The organism is Polyangium mundeleinium, from assembly GCF_028369105.1.
GTDB lineage: Bacteria > Myxococcota_A > Polyangia > Polyangiales > Polyangiaceae > Polyangium > Polyangium mundeleinium.
Genome location: NZ_JAQNDO010000001.1, coordinates 9,439,578 through 9,458,609 on the forward strand (window position 1 = coordinate 9,439,578; position 19,032 = coordinate 9,458,609).

At 69.4% G+C, this 19,032-nt stretch carries 15 protein-coding genes; 14 read left to right on the top strand and 1 reads right to left on the bottom strand.

All coding sequences use genetic code 11. The annotated features are described in order from the left end of the window. The first annotated feature begins 106 nt into the window (after positions 1–106). The 14 genes from POL67_RS37340 (at position 107) to POL67_RS37405 (ending at position 16,332) form a co-directional block, all read left to right on the top strand. Complete coding sequence (locus tag POL67_RS37340) at positions 107–1,078, top strand: ABC transporter ATP-binding protein (protein WP_271925419.1); 972 nt, start codon at positions 107–109, stop codon at positions 1,076–1,078. Continuing rightward, positions 1,075–1,824: an ABC transporter permease gene (locus POL67_RS37345; RefSeq protein WP_271925420.1), complete on the top strand. Its 750-nt coding sequence runs from the start codon at positions 1,075–1,077 to the stop codon at positions 1,822–1,824. Before POL67_RS37340 ends, POL67_RS37345 begins: the two co-directional genes overlap by 4 nt. Then, entirely contained in the window at positions 1,821–3,494 is a 1,674-nt protein-coding gene (locus POL67_RS37350) for a GldG family protein (protein ID WP_271925421.1), read from the top strand. The genes POL67_RS37345 and POL67_RS37350 overlap by 4 nt, the downstream gene beginning before the upstream one ends. After that, positions 3,491–5,758, top strand: a complete 2,268-nt coding sequence (locus tag POL67_RS37355; protein ID WP_271925422.1) for a DUF4340 domain-containing protein — start codon at positions 3,491–3,493, stop codon at positions 5,756–5,758. Before POL67_RS37350 ends, POL67_RS37355 begins: the two co-directional genes overlap by 4 nt. A 212-nt stretch (positions 5,759–5,970) precedes the next feature. After that, a complete protein-coding gene (locus tag POL67_RS37360; RefSeq protein WP_271925424.1) occupies positions 5,971–6,849 on the top strand; it encodes a S8 family serine peptidase in 879 nt (292 codons plus the stop codon). 171 nt (positions 6,850–7,020) lie between these two features. Next, complete coding sequence (locus POL67_RS37365) at positions 7,021–8,355, top strand: dihydroorotase (protein ID WP_271925425.1); 1,335 nt, start codon at positions 7,021–7,023, stop codon at positions 8,353–8,355. Beyond that, a complete protein-coding gene (gene carA / locus POL67_RS37370; protein ID WP_271925426.1) occupies positions 8,352–9,485 on the top strand; it encodes a glutamine-hydrolyzing carbamoyl-phosphate synthase small subunit in 1,134 nt (377 codons plus the stop codon). Before POL67_RS37365 ends, carA begins: the two co-directional genes overlap by 4 nt. A 158-nt stretch (positions 9,486–9,643) precedes the next feature. After that, on the top strand, positions 9,644–11,077 hold the full coding sequence (gene rimO / locus POL67_RS37375) for a 30S ribosomal protein S12 methylthiotransferase RimO (protein WP_271925427.1): 1,434 nt from the start codon (positions 9,644–9,646) through the stop codon (positions 11,075–11,077). Between the two features lie 99 nt (positions 11,078–11,176). Then, the gene (locus POL67_RS37380; RefSeq protein ID WP_271930968.1) at positions 11,177–11,557 is read left to right on the top strand and encodes a hypothetical protein; all 381 of its coding nucleotides are present in this window, start codon (positions 11,177–11,179) and stop codon (positions 11,555–11,557) included. Between the two features lie 141 nt (positions 11,558–11,698). Then, positions 11,699–13,198 carry a sigma-54-dependent transcriptional regulator gene (locus POL67_RS37385; RefSeq protein WP_276076101.1) on the top strand — a complete coding sequence of 500 codons (1,500 nt, stop codon included), beginning with the start codon at positions 11,699–11,701 and terminating at the stop codon, positions 13,196–13,198. Positions 13,199–13,258: 60 nt separating this feature from the next. Then, positions 13,259–13,951: a type IV pilin protein gene (locus tag POL67_RS37390; protein WP_271925429.1), complete on the top strand. Its 693-nt coding sequence runs from the start codon at positions 13,259–13,261 to the stop codon at positions 13,949–13,951. Between the two features lie 150 nt (positions 13,952–14,101). Next, positions 14,102–14,731 (top strand): type IV pilin protein, encoded by a 630-nt coding sequence (locus tag POL67_RS37395; protein WP_271925430.1) that lies wholly within the window; start codon positions 14,102–14,104, stop codon positions 14,729–14,731. A gap of 180 nt (positions 14,732–14,911) precedes the next feature. Then, positions 14,912–15,406 (top strand): hypothetical protein, encoded by a 495-nt coding sequence (locus POL67_RS37400; protein ID WP_271925431.1) that lies wholly within the window; start codon positions 14,912–14,914, stop codon positions 15,404–15,406. Then, positions 15,406–16,332: a hypothetical protein gene (locus POL67_RS37405; protein WP_271925432.1), complete on the top strand. Its 927-nt coding sequence runs from the start codon at positions 15,406–15,408 to the stop codon at positions 16,330–16,332. Before POL67_RS37400 ends, POL67_RS37405 begins: the two co-directional genes overlap by 1 nt. 393 nt (positions 16,333–16,725) lie before the next feature. Here the strand turns inward: POL67_RS37405 and POL67_RS37410 are convergent, their stop codons facing one another. Then, positions 16,726–18,903, bottom strand: a complete 2,178-nt coding sequence (locus POL67_RS37410) for a PEGA domain-containing protein (RefSeq protein WP_271925433.1) — start codon at positions 18,901–18,903, stop codon at positions 16,726–16,728. Positions 18,904–19,032 lie beyond the last annotated feature (129 nt).

Genomic DNA, 19,032 nt, shown 5'->3' on the forward strand with positions numbered 1-19,032 from the left:
GCCCGCTACCAAGCTCGGCGCGTGACGGCGCACGTGGCCCTGTCCCCGTGAGCCCGCCCGCGCGTCTTTCCCTTCCTGGCAGCCTGCGCTAAGCCCCTCCCCCGGGATGATCGAAGTGGAGCGCCTCTCCAAGTCGTACGGCGCCTTTCGCGCCGTGTCGGATGTGTCGTTTCACGTCGAGCGCGGCGAGGTCGTGGGGTTCCTCGGGCCGAACGGCGCAGGAAAAAGCACGACGCTACGCATGCTGGCCGGGTTCCTCGGGCCGAGCGCGGGGCGGATTCGCATCGGGGGGCACGACATCGCCGAGGAGCCGCTGCTCGCGCGGGAAAAGCTCGGGTACATGCCCGAGACGTCGCCGCTCTATCCGGAGATGCGGGTGCGCGAGTATCTCGCCTTCCGCGCCGAGGTGAAGCGCGTGCCCCGCGGCGCGCGGTCCAAGGCGGTCGAGCGGGCTGCGGAGGAGGCGCGGGTCGACGATGTCGCGGATGTGCTCGTTCGGCACCTGTCGAAGGGATACCGGCAGCGCGTGGGGCTCGCGGATGCGCTGCTCGGGGATCCGCCGGTGCTGATCCTCGACGAGCCCACAGCAGGGCTTGATCCGAACCAGATCCGCGAGGTGCGCGAGCTCGTGAAGCGACGCGGGAAGGACCACGCGATCCTGATCTCGACGCACATCCTGTCGGAGGTCGAGGCGACGTGCTCGCGCGCGCTCGTGGTCGCGCGAGGCAAGCTCGTGGCGTCGGGGACCATCGAGGAGCTGCGTGAGATGCGGAGGGCCTCGGGGCTCCGGATCGTCGTGCGCGGGGAGGCGGCGCACGCGCTCGGGGTCGTTCGCGCGCTCCCGGAGGTCGCGGGGGCCGAGGTGGATGCGGGGCACGCGCCGGCGGCGGATGCGACGGCGCTCCTCGTCGAGTATCGACGCGCCGAGGGTGGTGCCGAAGCGGCCGAGCGGGTCGTCGCGGCGCTCGTCGGCGCGAGGCTCGGGGTGCGCGAGGTGGTGCCGCGCGCGGCGACGCTCGAGCAGGTCTTCTCCGAGCTCACGCGCGGCGACGAGGAAGCGGCCGAGGTGCAGACGTGAGGGGGTTCTGGCCGATCTTCAAGCGGGAGCTCTTCGCGCTCTTCGTCACGCCGCTCGCTTGGGTGGTGATCACGTCGTTCCTGCTGCTCCAGGGCCTGCACTTCTTCCTGATCGTCGTGAACTTCGCGGCGGCGCCGGCGGATTCGCTCGGCGACAGCGGGCCCGTGCAGGCTTTCTTCGGCCAGACGATGCTGCTCTACGTGCCGCTCCTGCTCGTCTGCCCGCTGCTCACGATGCGGCTCTTCGCCGAGGAGCGACGCAGCGGCACGATCGAGACGCTGCTCACGGCGCCCGTGGGCACCGTGGGCGTGGTGCTGGCGAAGTACGCAGCCGCGGTGGCGACGTACGTGGTGATGTGGGCGCCGACGGCCCTCTACATCGTGATCCTCGCGCGGACCGGGGATGTCGACTGGCGGGTCGTGGGGACGAGTTACCTCTCGGTCTTCGCGATCGGCGCGGGGTACCTCGCGCTCGGCGTCATGACGAGCGCGCTCACGCAGAGCCAGCTCACGGCCGCGGTGCTCTCGGCGCTGGCGATCTCGGGGCTGTTTTTCTTCGGCTTCGCGGAGTTCATCGTGCCCGACGGTCCGGCGCACGATCTCGCGACGCACGTCTCCGTTTGGACACAAATGAATGACGCGTCACGCGGGCTCCTCGACTCGCGGCGGCTCCTCTTCGACGCGACCGTCGTGCTCCTGCCGCTCTTCGTCACGGTGCGCGCCGTCGAGGCGTGGAGGTGGGGATGAGCGAGGAGCGCAAGCCGAAGAAGGGCAAGAAGGCGCCTCGGTCCGAAGCTACGAAGCCGAAGGACGTGAAGCCTCGCGCCCCCAAGGCCCCCGATCCGCCGCGCGAAGCCGCGCCCGAAGCGCCGGCCGGGACGAGCGCGGGGACCAAGCTCGGCGCGCTCGTCGGGCTCGTGGCGGCGATGGTGCTCGCGGTGCTCGTGAACGTGGTCGCGGCGCGGCACTACCGGCGCTTCGATTTCACGAAGGGCGGGCTCTACACGCTGAGCCCAGCGACGGTGCAGACGCTCCACGCGCTCGGCGAGCCGCTCCGCGTCGACGTCCTCTTGCCGTCGGGCGATCCGCTCGCGCTCTCGATCCGGCACCTGCTCGAAGCGTACCGGAGCGAAACGTCGCGCCTCGAAGTGCACTTCACCGATCCGGATCGCCACGCCGCCGAGTTCGTCGCGGTGCAGCGCAAGTACGACGAGCGCGTCGTCGACGGGCGGGTCGTGACGGACGCGGCGATCGTCATCGCGCGGGGCGACCGCGTGCAGTTCATCACGCCCCGAGATCTCATCGAGGTCGAGGACGAGAACGACGTGCGTGCGCGGCCTCGCCTGGAGCAAGCCCTCACCGCGGCGATCCGCGCCGTCGTATCCACGGATCGGCCGAAGATCTGCTTCACGACGGGGCACGACGAGAAGTCGATCGAGACGGGCGGCAGCGGCCTCGCGCCGCTGCGCGAGCGGCTCGAAAAAAACGGCCACGAGGTCGCGACCGTCGACGCCCGCGAGAAGGCCGACGACAAAGACAAGGCGCGCACGCCCTACGCCGGTTGTCGTGTCGTCGTGGTCGCCGGGCCGGGCCAGCGTTTCTCCGAGGCGGACACGAAGAAGCTCGAAGGGTTCATCGAGCAAGGCGGGAACGTCCTCGTCGCCGTTGGGCCCGTGCCGGACGAGGGGGATCAGAAGTACCTCGATCTCGGCCTCGATCCCTTGCTCGATCGCTTCGGGATCGCGCTCTCGCGGGACTTCGTGTTCGAGACCGATCCACGCCTGCGCGCCGTGCGCGGCTACGGCGAGACGTTCCTGCCGATCGCCAAGCCGCATCCGATCACCGAGGGCCTGATTCGCGCGGAACAGCAGGGCCTCGGCGCCGTCATGACCGTGGCGAGCTCGCTCCAGAAGACGGGCAAGGGCGCCGCGGCGGTATCGCCGCTCCTGGAGACGAGCGACAACGCCTTCGGCATGATCGACTTCTTCACGTGGGCGAAAAACCCCTCGGATCCTGCGCCGAACGACGCGGATCACAAGGGCCCGCTCACGGTCTCGTTCGCCGCGGAGATGCCCAAACGTCCAGGCGCCGAGCGCGGCGCGCGGCTCGTGGCCATCGGCTCCGCGAGCCCGATGATGGGCGAGAACTGGCAGAGCGACGAACTGCGCGGCACGGCAATCTTCGTCGAGAGCGCGATCGCCTGGCTCGCCTCGGCCCCTACGCCCCTCGACATCCCGAACAAGCCCGCCTTCACCGCGGGCCTGCGCATGAGCGAGGACTCGCTCGCCTCGGTCTTCCGCTACGTCGTGGTGTTCATCCCGCTCGCGTCCGTGCTGACCGGCCTCGCCGTGCACCTCCGAAGGCGCGCGACGGAGCGGCGCGGGACGCGCAAGGAGAAGGAGCGAGCGCCCGAATGAGCTTCGCGAAGATCGCGAAGAAGCACGCGACCACGCTCGTCCTCTGCGCCCTCGCGATCGGCGCGGGCGCCTATGTGTTCGTCGTGGATCGCGGCTCGGTCACGACCGAGGAGGCCGCGCAACGAAAGAAAAACGTGGTCCTCGCGTGGAGGCCCGACGAGATCACCGAGGTCGTGATCGAGCAGGGCGCATCCTCCGCGAAGCTCACGCGCACGCCGCCCGACGCGCTCGGACAACGCTTCTGGGAGGTCACGATCGGGGGCGAACGTTTTCCCGCGGAGGCGCAGCTCGTCGATCAGCTCCTCGGCACGCTGGAGTTCGCCACGCACGAGCGGGTGCTCGCGCCGGACAGCGTGAATCGCGCGGCGAGCGGCCTCGACGCGCCACGCGCCCGCATCGTCGTGACCACGCCGGGGCGTACCACGGCACTCGCGATCGGAGGCCCCGCACAGGCCCCGGCCGGCGCCGCGATCGTCGAGGTCCACGAGGGCGATCGCGCCTCGTTCCAGGTGATCACGAAGGAGCTCGTCACGGCCCTCGCGATCGATCCGAGCTCGCTCCGATCCCGCGATCTCCTCCCCTACCCCACGGCCGACGTCACGCGCTTCCAGATCGAAGGCCCGAGCGGCCTGTTCGCGCTCGCGCGCCCCACGAACGGCGGCGACGCGCTCCTGCTCGACGTCCCCGCGAAGGATGCAGGTCGCCGCGCCGCCCGCGCTGCCACGGACGAGTTCGAAGGCACGCTCTCCCGCATGCGGGCCGAGGCCTTCCTCCCGGACGACGCCGCGCGCCGCGCGTCCACGCCCATCGCGACGCTCACGCTGACCCCCAAGGACACCACGAAGCCCAAGGGGACCCTCGTCCTCGGCGGAGCCTGTCCCGACAAGCCGGACCTCGTCGTCGCGCTGCAGACGGCCCCCGCGCGCGCCGCGGCCTGCGTATCGAAGAGCTTCCTCGACGCGCTCTCCAAGCCCGAGAGCACGTTCGTGGATCGCAACGCGTTCTTCGCGACGCTCGACGAGATCCACGAGGTCACGCTCACCGCCGGCGATCGCAGCATCGAGCTCGCGCGCAAGGGCACGGGCTTTCACGAGCGCGCCCCCGAGGATCGCGACATCGAGGGCGACACCGGCCGCCTCTTCCTCGAATCCCTCCTCGCCCTCCGCGCGAAGGATTTTCGTGCGCTCGATGATCGCGCCTCGCTTGGCCTCGATCCGCCGCAGGGCAAGGTCCGTCTCGTCTCGGTCCTGCCCTCGCGAAACCCTGACGGCGGCGACGACGATCGGATCGAAGAGCTGCTGGTCGGCAAACCCCAGGGCGACATCGTCCCCGTCCTGCGCGTCTCCGACAGCGCCATCCTCGCGATCCCCGCCGATCGAGCGCGCGTGCTCTTCCCGAGCAAGATCACCCTGCGCAACCCCACCGTGATCGACGCCCCGGAGACGAGCCTGCGCGCGATGCGCATCACCGAGGGCGATCGCGTGCAGCAGCTCGAACGCACGGCCGAGGGAAGCTTTGCGCTCAAAGAACCTCGCGACAAGAACCTCGCGGCCGATCTCGGCTTCGGGACGGAGCTCGCCTCGTCGCTGCTCCCCTTGCGCGTCGAGCGCTTCGTCGCCGAGCGTGACGACGGCTCCTTCGGCCTCGCGAACCCGCGCATCGTCATCGAGCTCGATCTCGCCGCAGCCAACGACGCGGGCGCGCACACCGTGCGCCTGCTCCTCGGCGCCCCCACGACGGGCGGCTCCTTCGCGCGCCTCGACGGCGATGACGCTGTCTTCGTGATCGACCCGAAGATCGAAGCCGCAGCCGGAAAATGGCTGCTCGACCGATCGATCTTCACCCTCGACGTGGCCGAGATCCAGAAGGTCACCCTCACCCCTTCGGATCGGCGCAAGCCGCCCCTCGTCCTCGATCGCGTGGGAGACGCGCTGCGCATCCACGGCGACGAGGCCGCGACCGCAAAAGCCGCGGCGATCCGCGACGCCCTCGCCGACCTCGTCCCCGAAGGCGCCGTCCGCGTCGGGCCACCTCGCAAAGAAGAGGGCCTCGATCCGCCCGCCGTCGTGATCAAGATCGAGCGCCGCGGCCTCGATCCGGATGCGCCGCCCGCCGTCGATCCCCAGCGCACGCTGCGGATCTCCCTCGGCGCCGGCGACGCGTTCCGTGGGACGAACGTCACCTACGCTCGCCGTGACGGGGTCGACGCGACCTACGCCATCGCGCAAGCCAAGACGCGCGTCTTCCTCGACGCCGCCCGCTGAGGACTCCGACGACGGCGCGATCTTCCGAAGAAGACGGAAATCCTTCGAAGTGCGTCGCAGCCGATGGAGATAGTCCGGAGCACTGTTCGGACGCCCGACCCCGCCGCGCCTCGCGAGAAAACGCGGCCTTCCTGCGCGAGCCTGGATCCCCGCGAACAAGAAAGCGCAAGGGTGGACCCCTGCGGAGAAAAGAAGGTAGACTCCGTCAGCCCATGTCCACCGACCCGCGATCCAACCTGGCCGGCCTCGCCGCGCTTCAGGCTGAAACCCTCGGAAGCCCCGACGTCTGCGTCGCCGTCCTCGATGGCCCGGTCGATCTCGCGCACCCGGCCTTCCGCGACGCGAACGTCACGGCCCTCGAGATGCCGGTGTCCAGCGACGAGGCGGCCGACCGCACGCACGGCACCCACGTCACGAGCCTCGTGTTCGGTCAGCTTGGCGGCCCCGCGCCGGGGATCGCTCCGAAGGCGAAGGGCATCGTCGTGCCCGTGCACAACTTCCGCCCCGAGACAACCGCGCCCGCCGGCAACCCGCCCGATCTCGCGCGCGGCATCCGCGACGCGATCGCCGCCGGCGCCCACGTCATCACGATGCACGGCGGCGCCCTCTCGCCGGACGCGGGCATGCTCGACGCGCTCGCGAAGGCGCTCGCCCGCGCTGCCGAGCGCAACGTGCTCGTCGTCGTGGCCGCCGAGGGCGACGGCAATGAGCACTTCCACGTGCCCACGGCCGCCTCCACGGTGCTCGCCGTCGCGGCCGAGGACGCCGAGGGCAAGCTGCTCGACTTCGGCATGTGGGGACCGACCTACCGCGACAGCGGCATCGTCGCGCCGGGCGAAGGCCTCATTGGTGCGGCTCCCGGCGGGGGAACCGTCGCGCAGAGCGGCGCGACCTTCGCCGCGGCCATGGTCGCGGGCATCGCAGCGCTGCTCCTGAGCGTCCAGCTCTCCCGCGGAAAGCAGCCCGATGCGCGCGCTGTCCGCTCCGCCCTGCTCCAGAGCGCAATGCCCCTCACGATGGCGCAGAGCGAGCGCGGCAAGGGCGTCCTCCGCGGCCGCCTCGACGTCGGCTCCGCCCTCAAGCTCATTTGACCTCCAAGGAATCGGCGCGCCGGCAAGGTTCGTCCCTCGCCGCGCTCTCCGATCTCCTCGCCAGACGAGCCGGCGCCGCCTTTGCCCGCGAGCGATGCGATCGCGCAAGCCCCGTGGGCAGGCTCGCCGCTTTGCGAGCCCCCTCCGCACAAAAATGCTAGAGGGCGGGCGATGCTCGGTCCCCAGAGAAAGGACGACCTGCTCGTCATCGCCTCCGTACGCGCGGTCGATCCAAGCGCGAACCTCGACGCGATCGTGGACGTCGTCATCGAGGGTGGAACCATCACGCGCATCGGCGCAGGCGCCGCGACGCCGGAGATCCTCGCCTCCGATCGAGCGCGCGTGCTCCGCGGCGAAGGGCTCCTGCTCGTCCCGGCCTTCGTGGATCTGCACGCCCACCTGCGCGAGCCGGGCCAGGAGTACAAGGAAGACATCGCGTCCGGCCTCGCTGCTGCGGCCGCGGGCGGCTTCGCGCACGTCTGCGTCATGCCGAACACGCGCCCCGTCAACGACACGCGCAGCATCACGGAGGCCATGATCGCGAGGGCGCGCTCGATCGAGGGCCCCGCGCTGCACCCGATCGGCGCGATCACCCTCGGCCAGAAGGGCGCCGAGCTCGTCGAGATGGCCGACCTCAAAGACGCGGGCGCCGTCGCCGTCTCCGACGACGGCCGCTGCGTCACGTCGAGCGCCGTCATGCGCCGCGCCCTCGAGTACGCCGCGAACTTCGACCTCCCCGTCATCCAGCACGCCGAGGATCACGCCCTCACCGAGGGCTCGCTCATGCACGAGGGCGCCATCTCCACGCGGCTCGGCCTGCGCGGCTGGCCCCGCGTCGCCGAGGACATCATCGTCGCCCGAGACGTGCTTCTCGCCGAGGTGACGGGCGCCAAGTACCACGTCGCCCACGTCTCCTCCCGCGGCGCCGTCCGCATCCTCCGCGAGGCCAAGGCCCGCGGCATCCGCGTCACCGCCGAGGTCACGCCGCACCACCTCACGCTCACGGACGCCTCGGTGATCGGCTACGACACGGCCTGCAAGGTGAACCCCCCGCTGCGCGAGCCCGAGGACGTCGCCGCGCTCTGCGAGGCCCTCGCCGACGGCACGATCGACTGCGTGGCCACCGACCACGCGCCGCACTCCTCGCTGGAGAAGGACTGTGAGTTCGCCGAGGCCTCGCCCGGCATGATCGGCCTCGAGCTCGTGGTGCCGCTGCTGCTCGCCCGCGTGCGCGAGGGCGCTCTCCCGCTCGCGCGCTTGATCGACGCGCTCACCGCCGCGCCGGCACGCATCGTGGGCATCGCCGCGCCGACGCTGCGCGCGGGCGCCCTCGCCGAGCTTTGCCTCGTGAACCCCGACAAGCGCTGGACCGTGGATCCGGCGCGCCTCCGGTCGAAGAGCAAGAACACTCCTTTCCTCGGCAAAGCCGTCACGGGCTCGGTCGAGCTCACCATGGCTGCGGGCCGCGTCGTGCATGACACGCTGGCCCAGGGAGAAGCACGATGAGCGGCGAGCGCGCGTATCTCTGCCTCGCAGATGGCACCACGTTCGAGGGCGTCGCCTGGGGCGCGCCCGGCATCGCCACGGGCGAGGTCGTCTTCACGACGGGCATGACCGGCTACCAAGAGGTCCTCACGGATCCCTCGTATTGCGGGCAGATCGTCACGATGACGGCCCCGCAGATTGGCAACACGGGCATCAACCGCGAGGACGACGAGAGCACCACCAGCGCGCCGCACGTCGCGGGCTTCCTCGTGCGTGACCTCTCCCCCGTCGCCGCGAACTTCCGCGCGAACGAGACGCTCGACGCCTACCTCGCGCGGCACGGCATCGTGGCCCTCACAGGCATCGACACGCGCCTGCTCACGCGCACGATCCGCGATCGTGGATCGCAAAACGGCGCGATCGGCAAGGCCTCACCGGAAGAGCTCATCCGCCGTGCCCGCGAGGCCCCCTCGATGGAAGGCCTCGACCTCGCGCAGCGCGTCACGCCCAAGGAGCCCTACGTCTGGACCGAGGGCTCGGGCGCCTTCGGCACCAAGATCCCCGGCGCGCACGGCGCGAACAAGCACGTCGTCTGCATGGACCTCGGCATCAAGCGCAACATCCTGCGCTCGCTCGTCGATGTCGGATGCCGCGTCACCGTCGTGCCTGCGAAGACAAGCGCCGCCGAGATCCTCGACCTCGCGCCCGACGGCATCTTCGTCTCGAACGGCCCCGGTGATCCGGCGGCCGTCTCCTACGCGATCGACACCGTGCGCGGGCTCGTCGGGAAAAAGCCGCTCTTCGGGATCTGCCTCGGCCACCAGATCCTCGCGCTCGCCATGGGTGGCCGCACGTACAAGCTCAAGTTCGGCCACCGCGGCATCAACCAGCCGGTCAAGGACCTCGACACCGGCCGCATCGAAATCACCACGCAGAACCACGGCTTTGCGGTTGATCTTGCCTCCCTCGAAGGCAAGGCGCGCACGACGCACGTGCACCTCAACGACGGCACGAGCGAGGGCCTCGACCTCCCCGGCCTCTCCGCCTTCTCGGTCCAGTACCACCCCGAGGCCGCCGCCGGCCCCCATGACGCGCTCTACCTCTTCCAGCGCTTCGTCAGCCGCATGGAGGAAGCCACCCGCTCCGCCTGAGCCTCGCGCCCTTCGACTCCGAGCCGCAGAGAGCGTTGGGCTTTCGGGGCGGGAGGAGGGAGGGCACTAGCACCCCGGGCCCGTCGGAAAAACATCGGGCCCCCGACGCTCTCTGCGGCTCTGTCGTGTCAAGCTCCGACCCCTCAGGATTGTTCCCCATGTCCGGCAAGAAGATTCATTTCGTCTCCCTCGGCTGCCCCAAAAACCGCGTCGACTCCGAGGTCATGCTCGGCGTCGCGCGGCGCGCCGGCTACGACCACGTCCCCGCCCCCGAGGACGCCGAGGTGATCGTCGTGAACACCTGCGGCTTCATCGGCGAGGCCAAGAAGGAGTCGATCGACGCGATCTTCGAGATGGCGAAGCTCAAGGACGAGGGGCACCTGCAGAAGCTCGTCGTCGCCGGCTGCCTCTCGCAGCGCCACCCCACCGAGATCGCCGACGAGATGCCCGAGGTCGATCACATCCTCGGATCGAGCGACATGCTCAAGCTCGAGCAGGTCCTCACGGGCAAGGCCGATCGCATGCTCGTCGGCAACCCCGCCGACTGGGTCGTCCGCGCCTCGGATCCGCGCACGATCTCCACGCCCGGCGGCAGCGCTTACGTGAAGATCGCCGAGGGCTGCAACCGCACCTGCTCCTTCTGCGTCATCCCGCAGCTCCGCGGCGGCCAGCGCTCGCGCCCTGTCGCGGACGTCGTCGCCGAGGTCGAGCAGCTCGTCGCTGCGGGCGTGCGCGAGGTGAACCTCGTCTCGCAAGACACCATCGCCTACGGCCGCGACCTACCTACCGACGCGCGCTCCACGCTCGCCGAGCTCGTGCGCCGCGTCGCGGACGTCCCGGGCCTGCACTGGGCGCGCCTCTTCTACCTCTACCCCGAGACGATCACCGACGAGCTCGTCGAGCTCATCGCGCAGCACCCGCGCGTCGTCCCCTACATCGACATGCCGCTCCAGCACGCGGCCGACGGCATGCTCCGCCGCATGCGCCGCGGCCACGGCGGCGAGCGCCTCCGCAAGCTCGTCACGCGCCTGCGCAACGACATCCCCGACCTCACCTTCCGCACCGCCTTCATCGTCGGCCACCCCGGCGAGACCGACGAGGAGTTCAAGGACCTCGTCGACTTCGTCACGTGGGCCGAGTTCGATCGGGTCGGCGTCTTCCGCTACTCCGACGAAGACTCGTCGCGCAGCGCCGAGATGCCCGACAAGGTGCCGGCGCGCGTCGCTTCGAACCGCTACCGCAAGCTCATGTCGCTCCAGCGGCGCATCGCCCACAAGAAGAACAGCGCGCTCATCGGCCGCGAGCTCGAGGTCCTCGTCGAGGGCACGAGCGACGAGCACGAGTTCGTCCAGATGGGCCGCCATCGTGGCCAGGCGCCCGACATCGACGGCCAGGTCTACCTCTCGGGCGGCGAGGCGCGTCCCGGCGAGATCCGCCGCGTGCGCATCACGCAGGCGAGCGATTACGACCTCGTCGGCGAGCTGCTCGACGAAGGCGCCGAGGACCACGCGCCCACCCTCACCGTCGACCTGCCGAAGAAGCGCATCAGCCTGCGCGTCCTGCAAACCGACGGGCGCACGATGGCAACGTAGTTGTCGCGGCCATCCACGACGCCGTACGCCTCGAACCGTTTTTCCTGGAGATCCCTCGATGATGCGCGGGGCACGTGTCGTGCACGGGGCGGCCGCGTGATGGGTCGCCGCTCCTTGCTCCGGTTCCTCGCTGCCGCCTTCCTCGCGGCGCTCCCGGGTTGCCTGAGCCCGACCCTCCCCCTCCCTCCGCCCGAGCCGCCCGACGCGATCTCGCCCCAGGCCGCTACGCCCGGCCTCTGGACCATCTCCGGCCCGTGCCTCGAAGGCGCGATCGTCATCGTCTTCAACGAGCGCACGGGGATGGGCGCCGTCGTCGAGGATCGCGACCGTGACGGCCGGTACGAGGTCGCGATCGAGGCCGAACTCTGCGACCTCGCCTGGGTCGCGCAGGACCTCGGCGAGGACGAGAGCGCGCGCACGACCTTCGTCATCCAGGACCGCACGCCGTCCGGCCCGGCCGATCCGTCCGCCTGCAAGTGACGGCACCCTGACCGTGGCGCGGCGCGTCTGCTCACGACGCGCTGCGGCCGAAGGCTGCGCCACGCGGTCCTCGGCGGACAACACCTGCGAGAACCTGCACGCCCGCGCGAGCTGCGTGATAATTTCAGCAGGATGGCCTCCATGCCGCTCAGTGTTCCGCCGACCCCGACGAAGATCCTCGTCATCGATGACGAACCTGCGCTCCGGCAGGTCCTCGAGATCGCCTTTCGGCGGCAGGGGATCGAGGTCGTGGCCGCGCCGGGCGTGCGGGCCGCGATGGAGGCCTTGCAGCAGAACCCGCAGCCCTTCCCGCTCGTGATCACGGACCTCGTCATGCCGGATGGATCGGGCATCGAGGTCCTCACGGCGGCGAAGCAGCGGTCGGCGGCGACGGAGGTCATCGTGATGACCGCGCATTCGAGCGTGGAGAACGCGCTCGATGCGATGAAGAAGGGCGCGTATGACTTCGTGGGCAAGCCCTTCTCGCCGGCCGAGGTCATCGCGCTTGCGCTGAAGGCCCTCGAGAAGAGCAGCATCCTCCTCGAGAACCAGCGCCTCCGCGCGCAGATCTCGCGCCTCGAGCCCGCGGAGAACGACATCTTCGCGAGCCCTGCGATGGGGCGCATCGCCGAGATCGTCGGCAAGATCGCGCCCACGCGCACCACGGTGCTCATCACGGGCGAGAGCGGCACGGGCAAGGAGCGCGTCGCGCGGGCGCTGCATGAGCGCAGCGATCGTGCGGGAAAGCCTTTCCTCGTGGTCAATTGCGGCGCCTTGCCCGAGGCGCTCATGGAAAGCGAGCTCTTCGGCCACGAGAAAGGCGCGTTCACGGGCGCGGGGACGCGCGCGCTCGGCCTCTTCCGCGAGGCGGACGGCGGCACGGTCCTGCTCGACGAGGTCGGCGAGCTGCCCGCCTCGCTCCAGGTGAAACTCCTCCGCGTCCTCCAGGAGCGCAAGGTACGGCCTGTCGGCGCGGCGGCCGAGATCCCGGTCGACGTGCGTGTCCTCGCCGCGACGAACCGCGACGTCGAGTCCGACGTCCGCGAGAACAAATTCCGGCAGGACCTTTATTATCGCCTCAACGTCATTCGAATCGAGCTGCCGCCTTTGCGGGATCGCCCGGGTGACGTGGCGCGGCTCGCCGAGCGATTCGTGCGCCGTTTCGCGAACGAGCTCGGCAAGGACGTCAGGGGACTGACGACCGACGCATTACGCGCGCTCGACGCGTACAAGTTCCCGGGCAACGTGCGCGAGCTCGAGAACATGATGGAGCGCGCGGTGGCGCTCGCGTCGGGGCCTGCGATCGGGCTCGGTGATTTGCCTGCGCCGGTGAGCGGCCTCTCGGCGAGCCCTGCGCCTTTTCTTTCGGAGCTCCCGCCGGAGGGATGTGTCCTCGAAGACGTGCTCGGCGAAGTCGAGCGGCGCCTCATTCTTCAGGCCCTCGAGCGGAGCGGCGGCGTGCGCAAGGCCGCGGCCAAATTGCTCGGCGTCACGTTTCGCTCGCTGCGTTACCGCCTCGCGAAGCATGGGCTCGACACAGACACGGCCGACGACGACGACGACGCGGACGGCTCGATCGTGCCCGCCCAGCCGACGGCGGGGGGGCGACGAGAATCGTCACCGCGCGAAGCCCGCCGGTGACAATTTTGGTCACCGTGCGACACGAACGGTCCACGCCCCGAGCGCCAAGGATCCACCACAATGAACGAAAATGCCGGAGAAAGCCGCAGATTCGAGGTGGATCGTTCGTTTCTCCGGGAGGGCCGTGAGGCGCGGATCGCGGGTGGCACGGGCCATGCTTTAACGATGGACACGATGCAGTTCGGTGAACGACCCAGGAGCTACGCAAAGCGCCGTGGGTTCACGCTCGCCGAGCTGATGATTGTGGTGGCGATGATCGGCGTGCTCGCGGCGATCGGCATGGTCGGCTATCGCCGATACATGCGAGGCGCTGCGGCGTCGGAGGTCAAGGCGGTCGTCTCCGGGATTCGTATCGCGGAGGAGGCCTACAAGGCCGAGACGTTTCAATATCTCGGCTGTTCGACGTCGCTCACCGCTTGGTATCCGGACACGCCGAACGACAAGAAGCGCAATTGGGACAATGGTAAGACGGGCGAGGCAATCCACGACTGCTTCATGCAGCTCAATGTGACGACCGACGGCCCGGTGCGCTTCGGTTATGCGGTGGTCGCGGGGATCGCGCCTCAGCCCAATGCGGTCCCCTTGATCACGTATTGTCAGAACTGGAAAGCCGCGCACGACACCATCAATGGTCCATGGTTCATCGTGCAAGCTGCGGGAAACCAGGACGCCGACTTGGATTTCTCGCTCTTCGCGTCGTCCTCGCTCTCGGGTGAGATTTGCGTCGACCCGAAAAACGGCGACGACGAGTGAAGAAGCCTCGATAGAAAGTCGGCGATTCGATTTCGTGTACAAATCCCAGAATCCGACGAGCATTTTTTGACTCGTCGAGATGGGATCGATAGATTCGGGGCGGGGTTTTCCGTCCGAGAACATTTCGTCTGCTAGAGGAGGAGGTCCGTCATGCGTGCATTCAAGCGTTACGACAAGCGTGGTTTTACTCTCGTCGAGCTCATGATCGTCGTCGCCATCATCGGCGTCCTCGCGGCGCTCGCGATCTTCGGCGTGAACCGGTACCTGAAGAGCGCCAAGACGAGCGAAGCGAAGAACTCGGTCGGCCGCATCGCCCGCGCCGCCGCCGAGTCGTACGAGCGCGAAAACACGACGTCGCAGATCCTGCCCGTCGGCACGGAGTCGACCGTTCCGACGCACTCGCTCTGCGGATCGGCGGCGGCCGCCGTGCCCGTGGGCGCCAGCCCGCCGGCAGCCAAGAAGTACCAGCCGAACAACAGCGGCACGCTCGATTTCGCCGGTGGCGACTCGACGAACGGCTGGAAGTGCCTGCGCTTCGAGATCAGCGACCCGATTTACTACCAGTACACGTACACCAAGGGCAGCGCGCCCGTCGGCGCGACCGCGACGCCCGCCGGCCCTCCCGTCCAGGGCACCGAGAGCTTCGAGGCCGCGGCGAAGGGTGATCTCGACGGCGACGGCAGCGAGTTCGGCATCTTCACGCTGACCGGCCAGGTCGACAACACCACGAAGCAGCTCGTCCGCGCGACGCAGGTCTTCATCTCGAACGAGTACGAGTGATCCCAACCTGAAGCGCGCCTCGGGCGCGCCTTCCGGACCTCGCCTCCGAAACCCGGGCCGCACATCGGTCCGGGTTTCGTTTTTTATCGAGCATCCTCGCGCAGACGGCAGGTTTTCCCGGCCGCGGCGCCTCCCGCATCTCGGGTGGAAATCACCGCGGCGGCGCGCTAGAAGGGGGGCATGTCGCGATGGAGCGCGCTCGAGCTCAGCGTGGCCTTTGCGATCGGAGGCAGCGTCCTCGCGGTGGCGGTGCCCGCGTTCATCCGCAACCTGCACGCCTCCAAGGTGAGCGAGCCGCTCGACAACCTCGATCGCCTGGTCACGCACGCCGTCGCGTACGCCGAGAGCAAGCCACAAGAGATCAGCTTCCCACCGGCCGCGCCCCTCACCCCAGCCGAGGTCCCGCGCGGCGTACGCGTCACCGATCCTCCCGAGATCTGGGAGCACCTCACGTGGCGCTCGCTCGATTTCCGCATCGAGGAGCCACACGCGTTCTCGTTCCAGTTCGAGAGCGAGCTCGATCCCGTCACACGCGTGATGCGCTTCGTGGCGACGGCACACGGGGATCTCGACGGAGACGGCAAGCTCTCGACGTTCCAGGTGCGCGGCGAGCGCGTGCCGGGACAACCTCCGCGTGTCTTGCCCGGCATGTTCGTGGATCGCGAGGTGGAGTGATGCCGACCCGCGGCGACTTCATCCGGACCGCGATCGTGGTGGGCGTATCGGCGCTGTGCATCGGCTCGGTGCAAGGGCGCGTCGCGAAGCAACATGCGCGCGTGAAGGAGACGAGCGACGTGCATCTGCTGCCGCCGCCGAAGGAGGTCGTCACCCTCTCACTCGGCTATCGCGCAGCGCTCGCAGACGTGCTGTGGGCACACGTGCTCGTCTCGCAGGGGCTACACACGTTCGAGCGTCGGCGCTTCGACAACGTCGCGGATCTCATCGACACGATCAACGAGCTCGATCCGGAGTTCCGTGATCCGTACCTGATGTCGGACGCGCTCATCACGATCCAGATCGGAGAGTCGGACCGCGCAGACGTCGATCGAACACGCGCAATCCTCGAACGCGGGACGCGCAACCGGCCACTCGATCCAGAGATCTGGAGGACGGCAGGTCAGTTCATCGCGTTCATCGCACCCGGCACGTACCTGACGGATCCGGAGGAGCGCGCAGTCTGGAAGGCAGATGGCGCGCGTATGCTCGCACGCGCAGCAGAGCTCGGCGGCGACGCAGGACAGATGGGATGGGCCGCCGTCGCAGGCGCAGGGATCCTGTCACGGCAAGGAGCGCGCGACGCAGCGATCCGTTTGCTCCAGCGCACGCTCGCCGTGACAGACGACGAGGAGCTACGCGAGCGGCTCCAACGAGAGCTCGCAAAGCAAATCGGCGAGGAGAAGCTCGACGCGTATCGACGTCGGCAAACGGAGATGCTCAACCTCGCACTGCGAGACTTGCCATTCGTCAGCAAGTCGACGCTGTTCGTGCTCGGCCCGCCGCCCGATCCCGCCTACTGCGCCGGCGGCGCACACGCAGACGATCGGCGTTGCGCGCTCACATGGAAGGCGTGGGCAGCGACAGGTTCGGAAGAGCAGCGCTGAGTCTCCTCGTGGGCGTCGCGCCGGGGCGCTGCCCCGGACCCCGCGGGGGCTGTTCGCCCCTCGACCCGAACCAGGCACGGCCTGGACCGGGGGTGGAAGAACTGCGCTCCGCGCAGTTCTTCCAACGGGCCCGTGGCAAGACTGTTTAGGTGCGTTTCAAGCCGGCGACGGGCACGTTGCTGGTTGAACCAGCAGCGCCGCGATCTTGGTTGGCAGGATCGTCGCCAGTCTTGACCTGGCTGTTCGATGAACTGCGCGGAGCGCAGTTCATCGACCCCGAGTCCAGCGCTTGCGCTGGTCCGGGTCCCGGGGCGGATAGCCCCGGGTGGGGCCTGGGGCAACGCCCCAGCGAAACGCTTCGAGATGAGAGCGAGCCTCAGTCGCGAAGCAAGTTCACTTGAACTTGACGGCGGCTGTCTTCGTCTCGCCGGCCTTCACTGTCACGCTCACCGTTTGCTTGCCCTTGTCGGGGTGGATGAACGTCACGGTGTGGGTACCGGCGGGCACGCTGACGCCGACCTTGGGCGTGCTGCCGAGCGGACGACCGTCGAGCACGACCTTCGAGACCGGGATCGAGTTGATGTTGAGCGTCCCGTTGCCCGTGGCCGGCGGCGGCGCCTTGTCCCCGCCTGTCGACGTTGACGCCGTCGATGCCGTCGAGCCCGTCGAGCCCGTCGAGCCCGTCGAGCCCGTCGAGCCCGTCTCCGTCGCTGAGCCGCTTGCCGAACCGCTCACCGAACCGCTCGCCACTGCGTCGTTCGACGGCGCCTTGCCCGGCTCGAACAACTCGATGCGGATCGGCTTCTCGGCGAGACCGTCGTCGAAGCCGAGATCCTTCGTGAAGTCGTCGAGACCCTTCTTCGTCGCGACGAGCTTCCAGCCGGCCGTGGGATCCAGCTCGATCTTGACGGGCTGGTTCTTCCACTCCTTCTCGGGGATCTTCTTCTCTTCCTTCTTCGCGTTGACGAGCTTGACGGCTGCGCCTTCGGTCGCGAGCTCCAGGACGATCTGCCCGCGCAGCACCTTGAGCTTGATCGGACCGATCTCCTTCAGCTTGCCGGCCTCGATGTCGACCGTCTGCTCCATCCGGTCGTAGCGGTCGCCGGCCTCGAACTTCAGCTTGTGCGAACCGGCCGTGATGTCCTTCAGCTCGACCGGGAGCACGCCCTTCTCCGTACCGTCGACCCACACCTTCGTGTTGGGCGTCGCGGCGAGGATCTTCAGGCCGGTCACGTTCGTGTTGGCCGTCGCCGACGACGACGACGCGGGCGACGCGCCCGTGGTATCGAGTGTGACCATCACCGGCGTCTCTTTGCCGGCCTCGACCGTGGCGGTCACCTTCTCGTCCTTGCCCAGGTCCGAGACGATCACGCGGACCGTCTTCTCGCCGGGCCCGAGCTCGGCGACCACGCAGGGCGTCGTGTCGCACTTCTTCTGGCCGTCGACGAAGATCTCGGCCTTGCTGACCGAACCGCCCTTCGCCTGGATGTCGATCTTCAGCGAGCCCTTCTTGGGCAGCAGCATGAAGACCCCGAGGCCGATCACTGCGACGAGCGCGACGACGCCGAGGAGGATGCCGATCTTGCTGCCGCCGGACGAAGACGCGGTCTGCGCGGTGACGATCCCGGGCGGCAGATCGGGGCGCGGGCGGATCGCCGTCGCCTCGGAGCGCGCCGTCATTGGCATCTGCGAGGGCGGCATCGAGGGCAGCGGCACCACGCCTGCGGAGGCGAGCGTCGTGGACACGCCGGGCGCCTGCGGCGGCGGCATCGCGGCGCCGGGCGGCAAGGTGCCGAGCGGCTGAACCGACATCGGCGGGGGCAGCGGCGCGGGACGCGCGGAGCCACCGGAGCCGGAGAGCAGGGCTGCAGCCGCGCTGCTCATGGGAGCCATGCCCGCCGCGGGGCGCGGGCCGGTCGGAACCTCGGGGGCGCCTTTGCTCGCGTCGAAGACGTGGGTCGACTCTTCTTCGTCGTCCCAGTCCATATTGACGGCCTTGCCGCCAGGGCCCACCTTCGCGGGGGCTTCACCGGGCGGCGCGCCGGGGGGCGGAGGCAGCGGCACTGGCGCGGCAGCGGCTCCGGGCGGCGGCGGCAGCGGCACTGACGTGGCGGCGGCTCCGGGCGGCGGCGGCAGCGGCACTGACGTGGCAGCGGCTCCGGGCGGCGGCGGCAGCGGCACCGACGTGGCGGCTCCGGGCGGCGGCGGCAACGCGGACGCGTGGTGGGCTCCGGGCGGCGGCGGCAACGCGGACGGGGAGGCTCCGGGCGGCGGCGCGGGGGGCATGGGAAGCGGCATCGACGGCGCTGCGCCGGGCGGCGGCGGCAGGGGCGTGGCGATCCGCTGCGAGGGTGCCCCTGGCGGAGGGGGCAATGCGCTCGGGGGCGGGGGCAAGGGTCCACCGCTCCCGGGCGGGGGCGGAAGGGGAACGGGCGCGACCCCGCCGAGCAGCGTGCTCTTGCGGGCGGCGCCGGAAGGGGGCGGCGGCATGAGTCCTGGCGTGGTGCCGCGAGGAGCCTTCTTCGCCAGCCCCTCGAAGACGTCCAGATCGCTGCCCTTATCATCGGCCATGTTCAGCCACTCCTCGACGAAATGCGACGACGTTACGCCGCGGACGACAGAAACCCCTTTCGCACATCTCGCGCCACGCGAGTAGAGGGTCGATGGGGCTCCGTGACCGCACCGCGCTCAGGCGGGAAA